The sequence below is a fragment of the Enterobacter sp. 3U4 genome, assembly GCF_057224565.1.
Map to the genome: position 1 here is coordinate 147,604 of NZ_CP136665.1, position 19,738 is coordinate 167,341.

Here is a 19,738-nt window from a genome sequence, read left to right on the forward strand (position 1 = left end):
GTGCAAAATGTTGATGTCGCCATCGTTGGCGGCGGAATGGTCGGACTGGCATTGGCCTGTGGTTTACAGGGCAGCGGCCTGCGCGTGGCGGTGCTGGAGCAAAAACAGCCCCAGCCCGTTGCCCCTGATGCGCCGCCGGAACTCCGCGTCTCGGCAATTAATGCGGCCAGCGAAAAGCTGCTGACGCACCTTGGCGTCTGGTCAGATATTGTGGCGAACCGCGCCAGCTGCTATCACGGCATGGAAGTGTGGGATAAAGACAGCTTTGGTCATATTGCTTTTGATGATGAAAGCATGGGCTACAGCCATCTGGGTCACATTGTTGAAAACGCGGTGATCCACCACGCGCTGTGGCAGAAAGCACAGCAGTGCAGCGACGTGACGCTGATTGCGCCTGCGCAGGTCCAGCAGGTGGCATGGGGCGAAAACGAGGCGTTTATCACCCTGCAGAGCGGCGATATGCTGACCGCGCGTCTGGTTGTCGGTGCTGACGGTGCCAACTCCTGGCTGCGTAATAAAGCCGATATCCCGCTGACCTTCTGGGACTATCGTCATCACGCTCTGGTCGCGACGATCCGCACCGAAGAGCCACACGGCGGCGTGGCGCGCCAGATTTTCCACAACGACGGCATACTGGCGTTCCTGCCGCTTGCCGATCCGCACCTGTGCTCGATTGTCTGGTCCCTGGTGCCGGAGAAAGCCCGGCAGATGCATGAGGCGACGCCGGACGCCTTTAACCAGGCGCTGTGCGTGGCCTTTGATAACCGCCTTGGCCTGTGCACGCTTGAAAGCGAGCGTCAGGTATTCCCGTTAACCGGCCGCTACGCGCGTCAGTTTGCCGCGCACCGTCTGGCGCTGGTGGGGGATGCGGCGCATACCATTCATCCGCTGGCCGGGCAGGGCGTTAACCTAGGCTTTATGGACGCGGCGGAGCTGGTTGAGGAGCTGCGTCGCCTGCATCGCGAAGGGAAAGACATCGGTCAGCATCTCTATCTGCGTCGCTACGAGCGCAGCCGCAAGCACAGCGCAGCGATGATGCTGGCGGGCATGCAGGGCTTCCGCGAGCTGTTTGCCGGGGCGAATCCGGCGAAAAAACTGCTGCGCGATATCGGCCTCAAGCTTGCTGACACCCTTCCGGGCGTTAAGCCCCAGCTCCTCCGTCAGGCGATGGGTCTTAACGACCTGCCGGACTGGCTACGTTAAAATACACGTCATCCTTCAAGCTGCCTCTGCGTTGGCCGCGTCTGCTCACCCCAGTCACTTACTTATGTAAGCTCCTGGGGACTCTCAGACTTGCCGCCTTGATGCAACTTGAATGATTTTGTGTATTGACCCCTGTCACACTTTCTTTTCCCGGCCTCTGCGCCGGGGAAATTCCCTCGTTTGAAATATTCTAATTTCACGTCATTTTTCGCATTAGATAATCTAATGTCGTGTTTTTCTCGTTACGGAAATTCGGCCCGATTTTCCGCACGAAATATCACCATGTGCTAAATCCTGTTAGATCATTGTTAATTTTGTGCGGGGTTAATCGCATTTTTCCAGTGAATAACTCTGTAGGCTTTTTAGCGTTTTTTGGTCATAAGCTAATGTGATGACCCATTTTGCCTTATGGTTAACCGCCGGTTTCGGTGGTAAGTTCAGGTAAAAGAGAACGTTTGCGTCGGTGCCCGAACGCGGGGCCGATACCGGGTTTCACGGTGAATTTTTCAACGAGGACAAGATGGCTCAACAGACTCCTTTGTACGAACAACACGTGTTATGCGGCGCCCGCATGGTGGACTTCCACGGCTGGATGATGCCGCTGCACTACGGCTCGCAGATTGATGAGCACCACGCGGTGCGCACCGATGCCGGTATGTTCGACGTGTCCCACATGACAATTGTCGATCTGCGCGGTAGCCGCACCCGGGAGTTTTTGCGTTATCTGCTGGCAAACGACGTCGCCAAACTGAAGACGCCGGGTAAAGCGCTCTATACCGGCATGCTGAATGCCTCGGGCGGCGTGATTGATGACCTTATCGTCTATTACTTCACTGAAGATTTCTTCCGCCTCGTTGTAAACTCCGCCACCCGCGAAAAAGACCTCTCCTGGATCGCCCAACACGCCGAACCTTATGCCATCGACATCACCGTCCGTGACGATCTGTCGCTGATCGCCGTGCAGGGGCCGAACGCGCAGGCGAAAGCCGCCTCTCTGTTTAACGACGAGCAGCGCAAAGCCACCGCTGGCATGAAGCCGTTCTTCGGCGTGCAGGCGGGCGATCTGTTTATCGCCACCACCGGCTACACCGGTGAAGCGGGCTACGAAATTGCCATGCCGAACGAGAAGGCCGCTGATTTCTGGCGTGCGCTGGTGGAAGCGGGCGTGAAGCCTGCGGGTCTGGGCGCGCGCGATACGCTGCGTCTGGAAGCGGGCATGAACCTCTACGGTCAGGAGATGGACGAAGGCGTCTCTCCGCTGGCCGCCAACATGGGTTGGACCATCGCGTGGGAACCGGCTGACCGTGACTTTATTGGCCGTGAAGCGCTGGAGATGCAGCGCGAGAAGGGCACTGAACAGCTGGTGGGCCTGGTGATGACCGAGAAGGGCGTGCTGCGCGGCGAACTGCCGGTGCGCTTTACCGATGCCGACGGCAATCCTCGCGAAGGCGTGATCACCAGCGGTACCTTCTCCCCGACCCTGGGCTACAGTATTGCACTGGCACGCGTGCCGGCGGGGATTGGCGAAACGGCGGTGGTGCAAATCCGCAACCGCGAAATGCCCGTCAACGTAACCAAACCGATTTTTGTTCGCGCCGGTAAGCCGGTCGCCTAATCATTTTTATCAGGAGAACTTCAATGAGCAATGTGCCAGCAGAACTGAAATACAGCAAAGAACACGAGTGGCTGCGCAAAGAGGCGGACGGCACTTACACCGTAGGGATCACCGAGCACGCGCAAGAGCTGCTGGGCGACATGGTGTTTGTTGACCTGCCTGACGTGGGTACGACCGTTAGCGCGGGCGACGACTGCGCCGTGGCGGAGTCCGTAAAAGCGGCATCCGATATCTACGCGCCGGTAAGCGGTGAGATTGTTGCCGTTAACGACGCGCTGAGCGATTCGCCAGAGCTGGTTAACAGCGAGCCTTATGAAGGCGGCTGGATCTTCAAGATCAAAGCCAGCGACGAATCCCAGGTTGCCGCGCTGCTGGATGCGACCGCGTACGAAGCACTGTTAGAAGACGAGTAAGCCATTATCCCTCTCCCCTTTGGGGAGAGGGTAGGGTGAGGGGAACAGACGACACCCTCACCCCAGCCCTCTCCCTAAGTGAGAGGGAGAAAACACATTCACTGCACGTTTCAGGAACCATCGCTCATGACACAGACTTTAAGCCAGCTTGAAAACCGTGGCGCCTTCATTGAACGTCACATTGGGCCGGATGCTCAGCAACAGCAGGAGATGCTGAAGACGGTTGGCGCGGATTCATTAAACGCACTGATCGGCCAGATTGTGCCAAAAGACATCCAGCTTGCCACGCCGCCTCAGGTGGGTGAAGCCACGACGGAATTCGCCGCGCTGGCGGAGCTGAAGGCTATCGCCGGCCTCAACAAGCGCTATAAGTCTTACATTGGCATGGGCTACACCAACGTGCAGCTGCCGCCGGTTATCCTGCGCAACATGCTGGAAAACCCGGGCTGGTACACCGCTTACACCCCGTATCAGCCAGAAGTATCCCAGGGCCGCCTGGAAGCGCTGCTGAACTTCCAGCAGGTGACGCTGGACCTGACCGGAATGGATATCGCCTCTGCTTCTCTGCTGGATGAAGCGACCGCCGCTGCCGAAGCGATGGCGATGGCAAAACGCGTGAGCAAGCTGAAAAACGCCAACCGCTTCTTCGTGGCGGCGGACGTGCATCCGCAGACGCTGGACGTGGTGCGCACACGTGCGGAAACCTTCGGCTTTGACGTGATTGTCGACGACGCTGACAAAGTGCTGGATCATCAGGACGTCTTTGGCGTGCTGCTGCAGCAGGTGGGCACTACCGGTGAAGTTCACGACTACGGCGCGCTGATTGCCGAGCTGAAATCCCGCAAAGTGGTTGTCAGCGTTGCCGCCGATTTTATGGCGCTGGTGCTGCTGACGGCGCCGGGCAAACAGGGCGCAGATATCGTATTTGGCTCTGCACAACGCTTCGGCGTACCGATGGGCTACGGCGGTCCACACGCGGCGTTCTTCGGCGCGAAAGATGAATTCAAACGCTCCATGCCTGGCCGAATTATCGGCGTATCCAAAGATGCTGCCGGTAATACCGCGCTGCGCATGGCGATGCAGACCCGCGAGCAGCATATCCGCCGCGAAAAAGCGAACTCTAACATCTGTACCTCGCAGGTGCTGCTGGCAAACATCGCCAGCCTGTACGCCGTGTTCCACGGCCCGGCAGGCCTGAAGCGCATTGCCAGCCGCATTCACCGCCTGGCCGATATTCTGGCCTGCGGCCTGCAGCAGAAAGGCCTTAAGCTGCGCCATGCCCACTACTTCGACACCCTGTGCGTGGACGTGGCGGACAAAGCGGCCGTGCTGGCGCGTGCGAATGCGGCAGAGATCAACCTGCGCAGCGACATCCACAACGCCGTCGGCATTACGCTGGATGAAAGCACCACCCGCGACGATATCCTGAACCTGTTCAGCGTGCTGCTGGGTGACGCGCACGGTCTGGACGTTGATGCGCTCGACAAAGAGGTCGCGCTCGACAGCCGCTCCATTCAGGACAGCATGCTGCGTAACGACGCAATCCTGACGCATCCGGTCTTTAACCGCTACCACAGCGAGACCGAGATGATGCGCTATATGCACTCTCTGGAGCGCAAGGATCTGGCGCTGAACCAGGCGATGATCCCGCTGGGCTCCTGCACCATGAAGCTGAACGCCGCGGCAGAGATGATTCCGATCACCTGGCCTGAATTCTCCGAGCTGCACCCGTTCTGCCCGCCGGAGCAGGCGGAAGGTTATCACGTGATGATTAACCAGCTTTCAGACTGGCTGGTGAAGCTGACCGGCTACGACGCGCTCTGCATGCAGCCGAACTCCGGCGCGCAGGGTGAATACGCGGGCCTGCTGGCTATCCGTCACTATCACGAAAGCCGCAACGAAGGCCATCGCGATATCTGCCTGATCCCAAGCTCCGCCCACGGCACCAACCCGGCCTCTGCCCAAATGGCCGGCATGGAAGTGGTAGTGGTGGCGTGCGATAAGAACGGCAACATCGACCTGGCCGACCTGCGTGCGAAAGCCGAGCAGGCGGGCGACAAGCTCTCCTGCATCATGGTGACCTACCCGTCTACCCACGGCGTGTACGAAGAGACCATCCGTGAAGTGTGTGAAGTAGTGCACCAGTTCGGCGGTCAGGTTTACCTCGACGGCGCAAACATGAATGCTCAGGTGGGCATTACCTCACCGGGCTTTATCGGCGCGGACGTATCGCACCTCAACCTGCACAAAACCTTCTGCATCCCTCACGGCGGTGGCGGCCCGGGCATGGGTCCTATCGGCGTTAAAGCGCACCTGGCGCCGTTTGTGCCGGGCCACAGCGTGGTGCAGATTGAAGGCATGCTGACCCGTCAGGGCGCAGTCTCTGCGGCACCGTTCGGCAGCGCCTCTATCCTGCCAATCAGCTGGATGTATATCCGTATGATGGGCGCGGAAGGGCTGAAGCAGGCGAGCCAGGTGGCGATCCTGAATGCCAACTATATTGCGACGCGCCTGAAGTCCGCCTTCCCGGTGCTCTATACCGGCCGCGACGGTCGCGTGGCGCACGAGTGCATTCTGGATATTCGTCCGCTGAAAGAGCAGACCGGCATTAGCGAGCTGGATATCGCCAAGCGCCTGATCGACTACGGCTTCCATGCGCCTACCATGTCGTTCCCGGTAGCGGGTACGCTGATGGTGGAGCCAACGGAATCTGAAAGCAAAGCCGAGCTGGACCGCTTTATCGACGCGATGCTGGCGATCCGCATGGAGATCGACCGCGTGCAGGACGGCGAGTGGACGCTGGAAGATAATCCGCTGGTCAACGCCCCGCACACCCAGCACGAAATGGTAGCAGAGTGGAACCACGGCTATTCCCGCGAGCTGGCGGTCTTCCCGGCAGGTGTGGCGAACAAATACTGGCCGACCGTGAAGCGTCTCGATGACGTCTACGGCGACCGTAACCTGTTCTGCTCCTGCGTACCGATGAGCGAATACCAGTAATATTGCTGATGTAGTAACGTAGGCCGGGTAAGGCGAAGCCGCCACCCGGCTTTTTTATTGGGAGAAACGAATGGCAATTGCACTGGTCACCGGCGCCAGCCGCGGAATCGGGAAAGCCACCGCGCTGCAGCTGGCTCGCGAAGGCTACACCGTGGCGGTGAACTATCATCACAACATTAAAGCCGCGACGGACGTCATCAGGCAGATTGTGGATGCGGACGGGAAAGCCTTTGCCGTACGTGCAGACATCAGCGATGAAGCTCAGGTGCTGGCGATGTTTAACAGCCTCGATCGCGAAGGCGAGCCGCTGACCGCGCTGGTCAATAATGCGGGGATTCTGTTTGAGCAATCCACCATCGAGAATCTCTCCGCCGAGCGCATTAACCGCGTCCTGGCGACCAACGTTACGGGCTACTTTCTCTGCTGCCGGGAAGCGGTAAAACGCATGTCCTTCAAACATGGCGGCAAGGGTGGGGCGATAGTGAATGTCTCTTCCGCGGCGTCGCGCCTGGGCGCGCCGGGTGAATATGTGGATTACGCCGCGTCCAAGGGGGCGGTGGATTCGCTAACAACCGGACTGTCGCTGGAGGTGGCGGCGCAGGGCATTCGCGTCAACTGCGTCCGTCCGGGTCTGATCTATACCGATATCCATGCTTCCGGCGGAGAGCCGGGGCGAGTGGATCGCGTAAAATCGTTACTGCCGATGCAGCGCGGCGGCCAGCCGGAAGAGGTCGCCCAGGCGATTGTCTGGCTGCTGAGCGAAAAGGCGTCGTACGTCACGGGCAGTTTTATAGAGTTGGCTGGCGGGAAATAAAAGCCGGGTGGCGGCTTCGCCTTACCCGGCCTACACGAGTAGTAGGCCCGGTAAGCGCAGCGCCACCGGGCAAAAAATCACAGCGCCTCGCCGTTGCTGGCAATCACGCCTTTATACCACTCGAAGCTCTTCTTACGGGAACGCGACATGTCGCCCGTGCCGTCGTCGTGCTTGTTCACGTAGATAAAGCCATAGCGCTTGCTGTACTGGCCGGTGGTGAACGACACGCAGTCGATACAGCCCCATGGCGTATAGCCCATCAGATCCACGCCATCGTGGGTGACGGCTTTGATCATCTCTTCCACGTGGGCACGCAGGTAGTCGATACGATAGTCATCGTTGATGCTGCCGTCTTCTTCCACCTTGTCGTAGGCGCCGAAGCCGTTTTCCACGATAAACAGCGGCTTCTGGTAACGCTCGTACAGTTCGCACAGAGAATAGCGCAGGCCTACCGGATCAATCTGCCAGCCCCAGTCGGACGCCTTCACGTGCGGATTCGGCACGCTGCCTTCGAAACCTGAGATCGCATCGCCGGTACCGCCTTCCGCCTTCACCGCGTTGGTCATGTAGTAGCTGAAGCCCAGGTAGTCGCAGGTGCCTTCACGCAGGATTTGCTCGTCGCCTGCCTCCATTTTGATGGAGAATCCGCGGCGCTCCCACTCGTTCAGCACGTAGGACGGGTAGTAACCGCGCAGCTGGACGTCGGTAAAGACGTAGCGCTCGCGCATCGATTCCTGGGCGAACATCACGTCTTCCGGTTTACAGGAGAACGGATAGAGCGCCACCATCGCCAGCATGCAGCCGACTTTCATCTCCGGGTTGATGCGGCGCGCGGCTTTCACCGCCAGGGCGCTGGCCACAAACTGGTGGTGCAGGACCTGATACATGGTCTCTTCCGGATTGTCATGTTCGGTATAGACCACGCCCGAGCAGCAGTAGCCGAACAGCGGCGCGCGCCAGTTGCGCTGGTTGTTGATTTCGTTGAAGGTCATCCAGTATTTGACCTTGTTTTTGTAGCGCTCAAAAACCACTTCCGCGAAGCGCACAAAGAAATCGACCACTTTACGGTTGGTCCAGCTACCGTACTCCTGCACCAGGTGCAGCGGCATTTCGAAGTGGGAGAGGGTGATCACCGGTTCGATGTTGTACTTCAGCAGCTCATCGAACATGTCGTCGTAAAACTTCAGCCCCTCTTCGTTTGGCTGCGCTTCGTCACCTTTCGGGAAGATGCGCGTCCAGGCGATAGAGGTGCGGAAACACTTGAAGCCCATCTCGGCAAACAGCTTGATGTCTTCTTTATAGTGGCCGTGAAAGTCGATGGCCTCGTGGTTTGGGTAGTATTTACCCGGCACTACTTCCTGCGTGATTTCGCGCGGCACGCCGTGCGCGCCGCCGGTCAATACGTCGCAAATGCTTGGCCCTTTGCCGCCTTTGTTCCAGCCGCCTTCAACCTGGTGAGCGGCAACCGCGCCGCCCCATAAAAAATCTTTTGGTAAGGTCAGTTTTTTCATCGCTGCTATTCTCAATAAATGGCTTATTGGCATCGAGTCTAGCAAAGCGAAATTAAATGTCACGATATAACAATTCACAGTAAATGTGATTTGTTACATCAAAAAAACAGGATGTTTTATTCCGTGAGTTTCTTCGCCAGTTTACGCCCGAGAGATTCCAGAATATAAATGACGGGAATTTGCGTGGTGATGTCGTAGACGCCTGCGATACGCGTCTGAGGAACGTGCCAGGAGAGATTAAAGTCCGCCAGTTTTGCGAGTCGCGAGTGCTCGTGGCTGGTAATAGAGAGCACCTTGCAGTGATGCAGGCTGAACTGGCTGGCGAAGCGCAGGATCTCCTCGGTCTCTCCCGAGACGGAGAGCACAATCGCCAGCGCATTTTTCGCCATATCATTGGTGACCGGGAAATAAGGGTCGTCAATATGGTTACTGAATTTACCGATATTAGAAAAGAAACGTGCGCCATATTTTGCCAGCGAACCCGATGTCCCGGCACCGACAAATATAATTCGCTCGGATGATAAAATAATATCTACCGCATTATCTAATAACGCGTCGAACTCTTCATTGTTCACGCTTTTAAAAAAGCTGATAATTTCGCTGGCACCGAAATTCGCCTGCTGGGGCTCGTTCTGTTCAAGATAAAGCTTAAATCGCACGCGGAATTCAGAATACCCTTCGCAGTTAAGCTTGCGGCAAAAGCGCAGGATAGTGGTGGTTGAGACACCCGCTGCATCCGCCAGCTCGCGGATGGTCATGTACATGACTTTGTCACGATTTTTTATGACATAGTTGTAGACCATCATCTCCAGGTTGTTGAGACTGGCAATGGCGGAGTGGGTGAACATACTCACAATGGCATAACTCTCATTCTGACCTCATCGTCATATCATAACATGCACCCAGAGGGCAGGATCCATTTTTATGCTCTTGATTCATAATGATTAAATTTTTATGTGAACAATTGTTAGGTGAAAGATTTCTTTATATCTATGATTTTTAGGTATAAATTTTGAAATGAAATTATTTTAGCTAACAGGTGTTCACTGGAATCATTCTCAGTTAGCATAGTTATGCGATGAATAATCATCTTTTGTTTTCCCGGAGTTTTGTATGGTGAGCAGACCATTAATCGCACAGGGATATTCGCTGGCTGAGGAAGTAGCCAACAGCATCAGCCACGGCATTGGCCTGGTGTTTGGGATTGTCGGTTTAGTGTTATTGCTGGTGCAGGCGGTGGATGCCAATGCCAGCGCGATGGCTATTACCAGCTACAGCCTGTATGGCGGGAGTATGATCCTGCTGTTCCTGGCGTCGACGCTGTATCACGCGATCCCGCATCAGCGGGCCAAGACGTGGCTCAAGAAATTTGACCACTGCGCTATCTATCTTCTTATTGCAGGCACCTACACGCCGTTTCTGCTGGTGGGGCTTAACTCACCGCTGTCGCGTGGCCTGATGATTGTTATCTGGAGCCTGGCCCTGCTGGGGATCCTGTTTAAGCTGACCATTGCGCACCGGTTTAAGGTGCTGTCACTGGTCACCTATCTGACAATGGGCTGGCTGTCGCTGATTGTGGTGTATCAACTGGCGGTCAAACTGTCGGTAGGGGGCGTGACGCTTTTGGCCCTGGGCGGCGTGGTGTACTCGCTCGGCGTGATTTTCTACGTCTGCAAGCGCATCCCGTACAACCATGCCATCTGGCACGGCTTTGTGCTGGGCGGCAGCGTATGCCACTTTTTGGCTATTTATTTGTACGTGGGGCAGGCGTAGTTTTTCCACCGTGCCTCACCCCGGCCCTCTCCCACAGGGAGAGGGAGGACACTAAAACCGTAGGCCCGGTAAGCGCAGCGCCACCGGGCGATACAGCATTACTCTTCCAGTGAATACGGCAGCGGCTCGATGCTCAGCGTATTCGCATCGTCACGCACGCGGAACACGCTGTCGGCTTCCATGTCGTTGTTCATGACGGCCTGTACCAAAAGGCGTCCATCATCCAGCTGTACGGCGGCTAACACGGTGCCGGTGCGGCGCCAGTTATCACCCATCTTCAGCTCTAAGTCTTCACCCGCTTCAGGTACGCGGCTGGCATGGCCCGCCAGCGTCCACAGCGCTCGTTTGTTTGCCCCGCGGAATTTTGCACGCGCCACCATCTCCTGGCCGGTGTAGCAGCCTTTTTTAAAGCTGATGCCGCCCAGCGCCTGCAGGTTCGTTGCCTGAGGAATAAACTGCGCGCTGTTTGCGGCGTCAATCACCGGCAGACCCGCTTCGATGTTCAGCGCCAACCACTGCTGACTGTTGTTGAGCTGCGCTTCGCCGCGCAGCGCTTCGGTCACGCGTTCGGCCGTTGCCGCATCCGTGACTAACAGGAAACGCTCCGCCGGGTGTTCAAACCACAGGATGGAGGTTGCGCCTTCGCTAACCACCTGCTTTTCAGCATCCGGCAGTTCGCTGAAGAGATTTTTCAGCGCCGCACGCGCCTGGAACCCGGCCACTCCCAGCAGGACATGTTCGTCGTCCGGGGCGATAGTGACTTTGGAAAAGACCGCGTACTTTTTCAGCTCTTTGAGCTGGGCCTCTTGCAGGCTGCGGCGCTCAATAAAGGCAAAGCCGTCCTGGCGGCGGAAGAGGCGCAGGTTGCTCCACATTTTGCCTTTTGGGTCGCAATGCGCGGCCAGCAGATGCTGGTGTTCGGTCATCTGGCTGACGTCGGCGGTCACCTGGCCCTGCAGATATTTTTCGGCGTCGGCACCGGTGAGCGTTGCCAGCGCCCAGTCATCAAGAGAAATAAGCGTCAGCGGCAGACGCGCAGAGGCGGCGGGCTGGCGAGGAGAAAATGGTGTAAATGCCATAACGATATCCTGAATTGCTTAACGCTTTGATAATGCCTAATGGTAAAAGAGCCTGCAGGCAATGCAAGCGCTTTCAACAGACCATTTGTGCCCTAAACCGGTTATGCGTAGCGCTACGCAAAATAATGTAATCCTCTGTCTTTGTAGGGATTATTCTGGAAGCCTGCTCGGCGATCGCAATATTCCAGTAATGAAACGGTCAAAAACACGTTACACTAGCTGGTGTCCCCGTAGAGAAATAAAGAACACTGAACGGGGTACCGACTGTGCCAAACGTAATGCAGGAAACTGAACATGGATATTAACAACAAGGCCCGTATTCACTGGGCGTGCCGTCGCGGCATGCGTGAACTTGATATTTCCATCATGCCTTTCTTCGAATATGAGTATGACAGCTTAAGCGATGATGATAAGCGTCTGTTTGTTCGCCTGCTTGAGTCTGACGATCCGGATTTATTCAACTGGCTGATGAACCACGGCAAACCCGCCGACACCGAGTTGCAACGGATGGTGCAATTAATTCAAACACGGAATCGGGAACGTGGTCCTGTGGCAATCTGATCTTCGCGTCTCGTGGCGCTCGCAGTGGATGTCTTTATTGCTCCACGGCCTGGTTGCGGCCATTGTGTTACTGATGCCGTGGCCGCTGAGCTATACGCCGCTGTGGCTGCTGTTACTGTCGTTTGTCGTTTTTGACAGCGTACGCAGCCAGCGTCGCATTAATGCCCGCCAGGGAGAGATTAAATTACTGATGGATTCCCGTCTGCGCTGGCAGGGTAAAGAGTGGGATATCCTCGGTATGCCCTGGATGCTCAACTGCGGCATGATGTTGCGGTTACGCAAGGTGGACGGCGGGCGTTGCCAGCATCTGTGGCTGGCGGCTGACAGTATGGATGCTGCCGAGTGGCGAGACCTGCGCCGGATGCTGTTGCAACAGACGACGCAGGAGTAACGCGCGTTAGCTAAACTTTTCCGCCATTTCGCCCAGAATCTGCTCGCACCAGCTTTGCAGGCGTTCATCGCTGAGATCGTACTGGTTGGTTTCATCCAGCGCGAGCCCAACAAACAGCTCGCCGTCGGCAATAATCGGTTTTTTACTGGTGAACTCGTAACCTTCGGTTGGCCAGTAGCCGATGAACGACACCCCTTTCGGCGCCAGCTTGTCATGCAGCATGCCGAGCGCGTCCAGGAACCACTCCCCGTAGCCCAGCTGATCCCCCATGCCGTACATGGCGATGATTTTGCCGTCGAGATTGACTGAATCGAGTTGATCCCAGATGGCTTCCCAGTCTTCCTGTATCTCACCAAAATCCCAGGTTGGGATGCCAAGGATCAGGACATCGTACTGTTCCATCAGCGCGACCGCGTCATCTTTCAGGTTATGCAACGTCACCAGTTCCGGGCCAATGATGTCGCGAATTTTCTCTGCCGCCATTTCGGTGTAGCAGGTGCTGGAACCATAGAACAGACCAATATTCATCGCGTAACTATCTCAATTCTTGCTTTCACTATGCGCGTAGTGTACCAGAAACCGGTCGTAATCAGGCATAATGGCCTGACTGCAGAATCAAAGGGGCTGATGTGGAAAAGGATCTCGCACTGATCGAACAGTTTCTCGACGCGCTGTGGCTGGAGAAAAATCTGGCCGAGAATACCCTCAGCGCCTACCGTCGCGATCTCACCATGCTGGTGGAGTGGCTTGCGCACCGGGGGTTATCCCTTGCGAGCGCACAGCGTGACGATCTGCAGGCGCTGCTTGGGGAACGTGTCGCGGGGGGCTACAAAGCCACCAGTTCCGCGCGTTTGCTCAGCGCCATGCGTCGGCTGTTCCAGCACCTCTACCGTGAGAAGATTCGCGAAGACGATCCCAGCGCGCTGCTGGCATCTCCTAAGCTTCCGCAGCGGCTGCCGAAAGATCTCAGCGAAGCACAAGTTGAGAGATTATTACAGTCACCGGCTGTTGACCTGCCGCTGGAGTTACGCGATAAAGCCATGCTTGAGCTATTGTATGCTACCGGCCTGCGCGTTTCGGAACTGGTTGGCCTGACGATGAGCGACATCAGCCTGCGTCAGGGCGTGGTGCGCGTCATCGGTAAAGGAAACAAGGAAAGGCTGGTTCCGCTGGGTGAAGAGGCGGTTTACTGGCTGGAAACGTATCTGGAGCATGGTCGCCCGTGGCTGCTTAATGGTACGTCTATCGACGTTCTGTTTCCTAGCCAGCGCGCACAGCAGATGACGCGGCAAACGTTCTGGCATCGCATCAAGCATTACGCCACACTGGCGGGTATCGACAGTGAAAAGCTTTCGCCGCACGTATTGCGTCACGCCTTCGCGACGCATCTGTTAAACCACGGCGCTGATTTACGCGTGGTGCAGATGCTGCTGGGCCACAGCGATCTTTCCACGACGCAAATTTACACCCATGTCGCGACGGAACGCCTGCGGCAGCTACACCAACAGCACCACCCTCGTGCGTGAGTGCCGACGAATTGTAACAGGATCACATATGAAAAAGTCTTTCGCGCTGTTCACCCTGCTGGCAGCCTCCTTTACCGGTTTCGCCCATGCGGACGACGCCGCTATCAAACAGTCGCTCGCTAAGCTTGGCGTCACCGGCAGCGATATTCAGCCTGCACCGGTTGCCGGCATGAAAACGGTACTGACCAACAGCGGCGTGCTGTACGTCACCGAAGACGGCAAACACATTATTCAGGGGCCAATGTACGACGTGAGCGGCGCGCAGCCGGTCAACGTGACCAACCAGCTGCTGATGAAAAACCTGAACGCGCTCGAAAAAGAGATGATCGTCTATAAGGCGGCGCAGGAAAAACACGTCATTACCGTCTTCACCGACATCACCTGCGGCTACTGCCACAAGCTGCATGAAGAGATGAAAGACTACAACGCGCTGGGCATTACCGTGCGCTACCTGGCCTTCCCGCGCGCGGGCGTACAGAGCCAGCCGGAGCAGGACATGAAGGCTATCTGGTGTGCGAAAGACCGCAACAAAGCGTTTGACGACGCGATGAACGGCAAAGGCGTTAAGCCGGCCTCCTGCGACATTGATATTGCTAACCACTACGCGCTGGGCGTGCAGTTTGGCGTGAGCGGTACGCCAGCGATTGTTCTGAGCAACGGGTATGTTGTTCCGGGCTATCAGGGTCCAAAAGAGATGAAAGAGTTTCTCGACGCGCACCAGAAACAGTTTGGTGGTAAATAATCCGCGTGAAAGCCCCGATAAAATTGCGCCGCCGCGAGGCGGTTGAACGCGTTGATTTGCCGGACGATCTCCCGGCGCTGCTTAAGCGTCTCTACGCCAGCCGAGGCGTGCGTAGCGCTGAGGATCTTGAACGCAGCGTGAAAGGGATGCTGCCCTGGCAGCGGTTGAGCGGTATCGAAAAAGCCGCTGAGATGCTCTACAACGCGCTTCGTGAGGGAACGCGGATTGTGGTGGTAGGCGATTTCGACGCCGACGGCGCAACCAGCACCGCGCTGAGCGTGCTCAGCCTGCGCGCGCTGGGCTGCGATAACGTCACGTATCTGGTGCCGAACCGTTTTGAAGACGGCTACGGACTCAGCCCGGAAGTGGTCGATCAGGCCCACGCCCGCGGTGCGCAGATGATCATGACCGTCGATAACGGGATCTCTTCCCATGCGGGGGTCGATCATGCCCATGCGTTGGGGATCCCTGTGCTGGTCACGGATCACCACCTGCCGGGCGAAACGCTGCCCGCAGCGGAAGCGATTATTAACCCCAACCTGCGCGACTGCGATTTCCCATCGAAATCCCTGGCCGGTGTCGGCGTGGCGTTTTATCTGATGCTGGCGTTGCGTACCCTGCTGCGCGATAAGGGCTGGTTCGAATCTCGCGGTATTGCCGTACCGAACCTGGCCGAATATCTCGATCTGGTGGCGCTGGGCACCGTCGCGGACGTGGTGCCGCTCGATACCAACAACCGTATTTTGACCTGGCAGGGCTTAAGCCGCATTCGGGCGGGCAAGTGCCGTCCGGGGATCAAGGCGCTGCTGGAAATCGCCAACCGCGACCCGCTCAAGCTGGCGGCAAGCGATTTGGGCTTCGCCCTTGGGCCGCGTCTTAACGCAGCCGGAAGGCTGGACGATATGTCCGTTGGCGTGGCGCTGCTGCTGTGCGACAACATCGGTGAAGCGCGCGTGCTGGCCAACGAGCTGGACGCCCTGAACCAGACCCGTAAAGAGATTGAGCAGGGAATGCAGGCCGAAGCGCTGACCCTGTGCGAAAAGCTTGAACGCAGCGGCGATACGCTGCCGGGCGGCCTGGCGATGTACCATCCCGAGTGGCATCAGGGCGTGGTCGGCATTCTGGCGTCGCGCATTAAAGAGCGCTTCCACCGCCCGGTGATCGCGTTCGCCCCCGCGGGCGACGGCACGCTGAAAGGCTCTGGCCGCTCGATTCAGGGCCTACACATGCGTGACGCGCTGGAGCGGCTTGATACGCTGTACCCGGGCCTGATGATCAAGTTCGGCGGCCATGCGATGGCGGCTGGCCTGTCGCTGGAAGAGGCGAAGTTCGACGAGTTTCAGCGCCTGTTCGGCGAGCTTGTCACCGACTGGATTGACCCGGCCCTGCTGCAGGGAGAAGTAGTGTCCGATGGCGAGCTCTCACCGCTTGAAATGACGATGGACGTGGCGCAAATGCTGCGCGATGCCGGCCCGTGGGGGCAGATGTTCCCGGAACCGCTGTTCGACGGTCGTTTTCGCCTGCTGCAGCAGCGCATCGTCGGCGAACGTCATTTGAAGGTGATGGTTGAGCCGGTCGGCGGCGGCCCGCTGCTGGACGGCATTGCCTTTAACGTTGACACGGCGGTATGGCCGGACAACGGCGTGCGCGAGGTCGAGCTGGCTTACAAACTGGACATCAACGAGTTTCGCGGTAACCGCACCCTACAGATCATCATCGACAATATCTGGCCAATTTAGCGGCAGTAATCTCTATAAAAAAGGGCGTGGATTCGGTACAATCCCGCTCTTATCACCGCATTTTGACAAGTCCATAAAAGAAAACAGACCATGTTTGAAATTAATCCGGTAAAAAACCGTATTCAGGACCTCACGGAGCGCTCTGACGTTCTTAGGGGGTATCTTTGACTACGATGCCAAGAAAGAGCGTCTTGAAGAAGTAAACGCCGAGCTGGAACAGCCGGACGTCTGGAACGAACCTGAACGCGCACAGGCGCTGGGTAAAGAGCGTTCCTCTCTCGAAGCTATCGTAGATACGCTGGATCAAATGGCCCAGGGGCTGGAAGATGTTTCCGGTTTGCTGGAGCTGGCCGTCGAAGCCGACGACGAAGAAACCTTTAACGAAGCCGTGGCAGAACTCGACGTGCTGGAAGAGAAGCTGGCGCAGCTGGAATTCCGTCGCATGTTCTCCGGCGAATACGACAGCGCTGACTGCTATCTCGATATTCAGGCAGGTTCTGGCGGTACCGAAGCGCAGGACTGGGCCAGCATGCTGACGCGTATGTACCTGCGTTGGGCAGAAGCGCGCGGCTTCAAAACTGAAATTATCGAAGAGTCTGAAGGTGAAGTAGCGGGTCTGAAATCCGTCACCATTAAGATCATCGGTGATTACGCCTACGGCTGGCTGCGCACCGAAACCGGCGTTCACCGCCTGGTGCGTAAGAGCCCGTTTGACTCCGGCGGCCGTCGTCATACCTCCTTCAGCTCCGCGTTCGTTTACCCGGAAGTTGACGAAGATATCGATATTGAAATTAACCCGGCGGACCTGCGTATCGACGTTTATCGCGCATCCGGCGCTGGCGGCCAGCACGTTAACCGTACGGAATCGGCGGTGCGTATTACCCACATTCCAACCGGGCTGGTAACACAGTGCCAGAACGACCGTTCCCAGCATAAGAACAAAGACCAGGCCATGAAGCAGATGAAAGCGAAGCTATATGAGCTGGAGATGCAAAAGAAAAATGCTGAGAAACAGGCGATGGAAGACAACAAGTCCGACATCGGTTGGGGCAGCCAGATCCGTTCTTACGTCCTTGATGACTCCCGCATCAAAGACCTGCGTACCGGGGTTGAAACCCGCAACACGCAGGCGGTGCTGGACGGCAGCCTGGACCAATTTATCGAAGCAAGTTTGAAAGCAGGGTTATGAGGAACCAACATGTCTGAACAACAAGCACAGGGCGCTGACGCGGTAGTCGATCTTAACAACGAACTGAAAACCCGCCGCGAGAAGCTGGCAGCGCTGCGCGAGCAGGGCGTGCCGTTCCCGAACGATTTTCGTCGTGACCACACCTCAGACCAACTGCACGCTGACTTCGACGCGAAAGAGAACGAAGAGCTGGAAGCGCTGAACGTTGAAGTGGCCGTTGCGGGCCGCATGATGACCCGTCGTATCATGGGTAAAGCCTCCTTCGTGACCCTGCAGGACGTTGGTGGCCGTATTCAGCTGTACGTTTCCCGTGACGATCTGCCGGAAGGCATCTACAACGAGCAGTTCAAGAAGTGGGATCTGGGCGATATCCTGGGCGCGAAAGGTAAACTGTTCAAAACTAAGACCGGTGAACTGTCTATCCACTGCACCGAGCTGCGTCTGCTGACCAAAGCCCTGCGCCCGCTGCCGGACAAATTCCATGGCCTGCAGGATCAGGAAGCGCGCTATCGTCAGCGCTACCTGGATCTCATCTCTAACGATGAATCCCGCAAGACTTTCAAAATTCGCTCCCAGATCATGGCCGGTATCCGCCAGTTCATGGTTAACCGCGACTTTATGGAAGTGGAAACCCCGATGATGCAGGTGATCCCTGGTGGCGCGTCTGCGCGTCCGTTCATCACCCATCACAACGCGCTGGACCTGGACATGTACCTGCGTATCGCGCCGGAACTGTACCTGAAGCGTCTGGTGGTTGGTGGTTTTGACCGCGTGTTCGAAATCAACCGTAACTTCCGTAACGAAGGTATCTCCGTTCGTCATAACCCAGAGTTCACCATGATGGAACTCTATATGGCGTATGCGGATTACAAAGATCTGATCGAGCTGACCGAATCCCTGTTCCGTACACTGGCGCAGGATATTCTGGGCACCACGCAGGTCCCTTACGGTGAAGAAGTCTTCGACTTCGGCAAGCCGTTCGAAAAACTGACCATGCGCGAAGCGATCAAGAAGTACCGTCCGGAAACCAACATGGCGGATCTGGATAACTTCGATTCTGCGAAAGCGATCGCCGAAAGCATCGGTATCAAGGTTGAGAAGAGCTGGGGTCTGGGCCGTATCGTGACCGAGATCTTCGAAGAAGTGGCCGAAGCGCACCTGATTCAGCCGACCTTCATCACCGAGTACCCGGCTGAGGTCTCTCCGCTGGCGCGTCGTAATGACGAGAACCCGGAGATCACCGATCGCTTCGAATTCTTCATCGGCGGCCGTGAAATCGGCAACGGCTTCAGCGAGCTGAACGATGCGGAAGACCAGGCTCAGCGCTTCCAGGATCAGGTTGACGCGAAAGCGGCAGGCGACGACGAAGCGATGTTCTTCGACGAAGACTACGTGACCGCGCTGGAGCACGGCCTGCCGCCAACGGCGGGTCTGGGGATTGGTATCGACCGTATGGTGATGCTGTTCACCAACAGCCACACCATCCGCGACGTGATCCTGTTCCCGGCGATGCGCCCGGTGAAGTAAGACGTTAAGATGTAAAAAAAGCCCCGAAAGGGGCTTTTTTATTGCGCCGCGAAAGCTTTGAGTTTTTCGCGGGCGGTCGTCGCTTCCATGACCATCCACGGGCTAAAGGCCCAGGGCGTCGCGTCCAGCGCGCGGAATAGCGCGTCCAGCTCAACCCACTGATAGTCCATCACTTCATCTTCGTTTATCGTCACGTCATTGGTGATGCGGGCCGCGAATACCGGGCAAATTTCGTTTTCCACGATCCCGGACGGGTCGGTTTCCCGATAGCGAAATTCAGGGGCGACGGCGGTGATATCGGTCAGCTCAGCGCCCACTTCAAAGCGGCAGCGGCGGATTATGGCCTGTATCGTCTCTTCACCGGACTGCGGGTGGCCACAGACGGAGTTGGTCCAGACGCCGGGCCAGGCTTTTTTTGTTAAGGCGCGTCGGGTGATCAGACATTCGCCTTTTGCATTAAAAAGCCAGGAGGAGAAAGCCAGATGCAGCGGGGTATGTAACGTGTGCGCGGCATATTTTTCCTGAGTGCCAATCACCATTCCCTGGTCGTTTACCAAAATAACGTGTTCTTGAATACTCATTGATGCTCCAGTGCCAAAATGCCGAGTGGTTCAGCACCATCAGCCGGATCATTATACTGCATTCTTATACGAAC

At 56.9% G+C, this 19,738-nt stretch carries 18 protein-coding genes; 13 read left to right on the top strand and 5 right to left on the bottom strand.

Annotated features, from left to right (window positions below):
* The 5 genes from ubiI to RVY89_RS00775 all read left to right on the top strand — a co-directional run bounded on the left by ubiI (position 1) and on the right by RVY89_RS00775 (position 7,045).
* The gene (gene ubiI, locus RVY89_RS00755; RefSeq protein ID WP_484826609.1) at positions 1 to 1,203 is read left to right on the top strand and encodes an FAD-dependent 2-octaprenylphenol hydroxylase; all 1,203 of its coding nucleotides are present in this window, start codon (positions 1 to 3) and stop codon (positions 1,201 to 1,203) included.
* 520 nt (positions 1,204 to 1,723) lie between these two features.
* Positions 1,724 to 2,818, top strand: a complete 1,095-nt coding sequence (gcvT, locus tag RVY89_RS00760; RefSeq protein WP_484826610.1) for a glycine cleavage system aminomethyltransferase GcvT — start codon at positions 1,724 to 1,726, stop codon at positions 2,816 to 2,818.
* Between the two features lie 23 nt (positions 2,819 to 2,841).
* Entirely contained in the window at positions 2,842 to 3,231 is a 390-nt protein-coding gene (gcvH, locus tag RVY89_RS00765) for a glycine cleavage system protein GcvH (protein WP_008499718.1), read from the top strand.
* Between the two features lie 126 nt (positions 3,232 to 3,357).
* Positions 3,358 to 6,231, top strand: a complete 2,874-nt coding sequence (gene gcvP, locus RVY89_RS00770) for an aminomethyl-transferring glycine dehydrogenase (RefSeq protein WP_484826611.1) — start codon at positions 3,358 to 3,360, stop codon at positions 6,229 to 6,231.
* Positions 6,232 to 6,301: 70 nt separating this feature from the next.
* Positions 6,302 to 7,045: an SDR family oxidoreductase gene (locus RVY89_RS00775; RefSeq protein WP_484826612.1), complete on the top strand. Its 744-nt coding sequence runs from the start codon at positions 6,302 to 6,304 to the stop codon at positions 7,043 to 7,045.
* 77 nt (positions 7,046 to 7,122) lie between these two features.
* Here the strand turns inward: RVY89_RS00775 and bglA are convergent, their stop codons facing one another.
* Both bglA and RVY89_RS00785 read right to left on the bottom strand, forming a co-directional pair.
* Positions 7,123 to 8,556, bottom strand: a complete 1,434-nt coding sequence (gene bglA, locus RVY89_RS00780) for a 6-phospho-beta-glucosidase BglA (protein WP_484826613.1) — start codon at positions 8,554 to 8,556, stop codon at positions 7,123 to 7,125.
* 116 nt (positions 8,557 to 8,672) lie between these two features.
* Entirely contained in the window at positions 8,673 to 9,404 is a 732-nt protein-coding gene (locus RVY89_RS00785) for a MurR/RpiR family transcriptional regulator (protein WP_484827884.1), read from the bottom strand.
* A gap of 265 nt (positions 9,405 to 9,669) precedes the next feature.
* Between RVY89_RS00785 and trhA the strand changes: the two genes are divergently transcribed.
* Entirely contained in the window at positions 9,670 to 10,329 is a 660-nt protein-coding gene (trhA, locus tag RVY89_RS00790) for a PAQR family membrane homeostasis protein TrhA (protein ID WP_148243533.1), read from the top strand.
* A gap of 98 nt (positions 10,330 to 10,427) precedes the next feature.
* Here trhA and ygfZ read toward each other — a convergent pair whose 3' ends face one another.
* A complete protein-coding gene (gene ygfZ / locus RVY89_RS00795) occupies positions 10,428 to 11,408 on the bottom strand; it encodes a tRNA-modifying protein YgfZ (protein WP_029739202.1) in 981 nt (326 codons plus the stop codon).
* A 294-nt stretch (positions 11,409 to 11,702) separates the two neighbouring features.
* Between ygfZ and sdhE the strand changes: the two genes are divergently transcribed.
* Together sdhE and RVY89_RS00805 are read left to right on the top strand one after the other, a co-directional pair.
* Positions 11,703 to 11,969, top strand: a complete 267-nt coding sequence (gene sdhE, locus RVY89_RS00800; RefSeq protein ID WP_010435322.1) for an FAD assembly factor SdhE — start codon at positions 11,703 to 11,705, stop codon at positions 11,967 to 11,969.
* Positions 11,950 to 12,360: a protein YgfX gene (locus RVY89_RS00805; protein WP_484826614.1), complete on the top strand. Its 411-nt coding sequence runs from the start codon at positions 11,950 to 11,952 to the stop codon at positions 12,358 to 12,360. Before sdhE ends, RVY89_RS00805 begins: the two co-directional genes overlap by 20 nt.
* Before the next feature lie 6 nt (positions 12,361 to 12,366).
* Here the strand turns inward: RVY89_RS00805 and fldB are convergent, their stop codons facing one another.
* Positions 12,367 to 12,888, bottom strand: coding sequence for a flavodoxin FldB (gene fldB, locus RVY89_RS00810; protein ID WP_023309099.1), 522 nt, complete (start codon positions 12,886 to 12,888; stop codon positions 12,367 to 12,369).
* A gap of 101 nt (positions 12,889 to 12,989) precedes the next feature.
* On the opposite strand from fldB, the gene xerD reads away from it, so the two are divergent.
* The 5 genes from xerD to lysS all read left to right on the top strand — a co-directional run bounded on the left by xerD (position 12,990) and on the right by lysS (position 19,083).
* Complete coding sequence (gene xerD / locus RVY89_RS00815) at positions 12,990 to 13,886, top strand: site-specific tyrosine recombinase XerD (protein ID WP_484826615.1); 897 nt, start codon at positions 12,990 to 12,992, stop codon at positions 13,884 to 13,886.
* A 28-nt stretch (positions 13,887 to 13,914) separates the two neighbouring features.
* Positions 13,915 to 14,628 carry a bifunctional protein-disulfide isomerase/oxidoreductase DsbC gene (gene dsbC, locus RVY89_RS00820; protein ID WP_029740340.1) on the top strand — a complete coding sequence of 238 codons (714 nt, stop codon included), beginning with the start codon at positions 13,915 to 13,917 and terminating at the stop codon, positions 14,626 to 14,628.
* Positions 14,629 to 14,633: 5 nt separating this feature from the next.
* Positions 14,634 to 16,367 (top strand): single-stranded-DNA-specific exonuclease RecJ, encoded by a 1,734-nt coding sequence (recJ, locus tag RVY89_RS00825; protein WP_484826616.1) that lies wholly within the window; start codon positions 14,634 to 14,636, stop codon positions 16,365 to 16,367.
* Between the two features lie 90 nt (positions 16,368 to 16,457).
* Positions 16,458 to 17,556 (top strand): peptide chain release factor 2 gene (gene prfB / locus RVY89_RS00830; protein ID WP_096151315.1). Its coding sequence is split into 2 segments (ribosomal slippage): positions 16,458 to 16,532 and positions 16,534 to 17,556, totalling 1,098 coding nucleotides; the frame shifts between segments, so codons are not numbered across the junction.
* Between the two features lie 9 nt (positions 17,557 to 17,565).
* Positions 17,566 to 19,083, top strand: a complete 1,518-nt coding sequence (gene lysS / locus RVY89_RS00835; RefSeq protein ID WP_023309094.1) for a lysine--tRNA ligase — start codon at positions 17,566 to 17,568, stop codon at positions 19,081 to 19,083.
* 38 nt (positions 19,084 to 19,121) lie between these two features.
* Here lysS and idi read toward each other — a convergent pair whose 3' ends face one another.
* Positions 19,122 to 19,664, bottom strand: coding sequence for an isopentenyl-diphosphate Delta-isomerase (gene idi / locus RVY89_RS00840; protein WP_484826617.1), 543 nt, complete (start codon positions 19,662 to 19,664; stop codon positions 19,122 to 19,124).
* Positions 19,665 to 19,738: the final 74 nt, after the last annotated feature.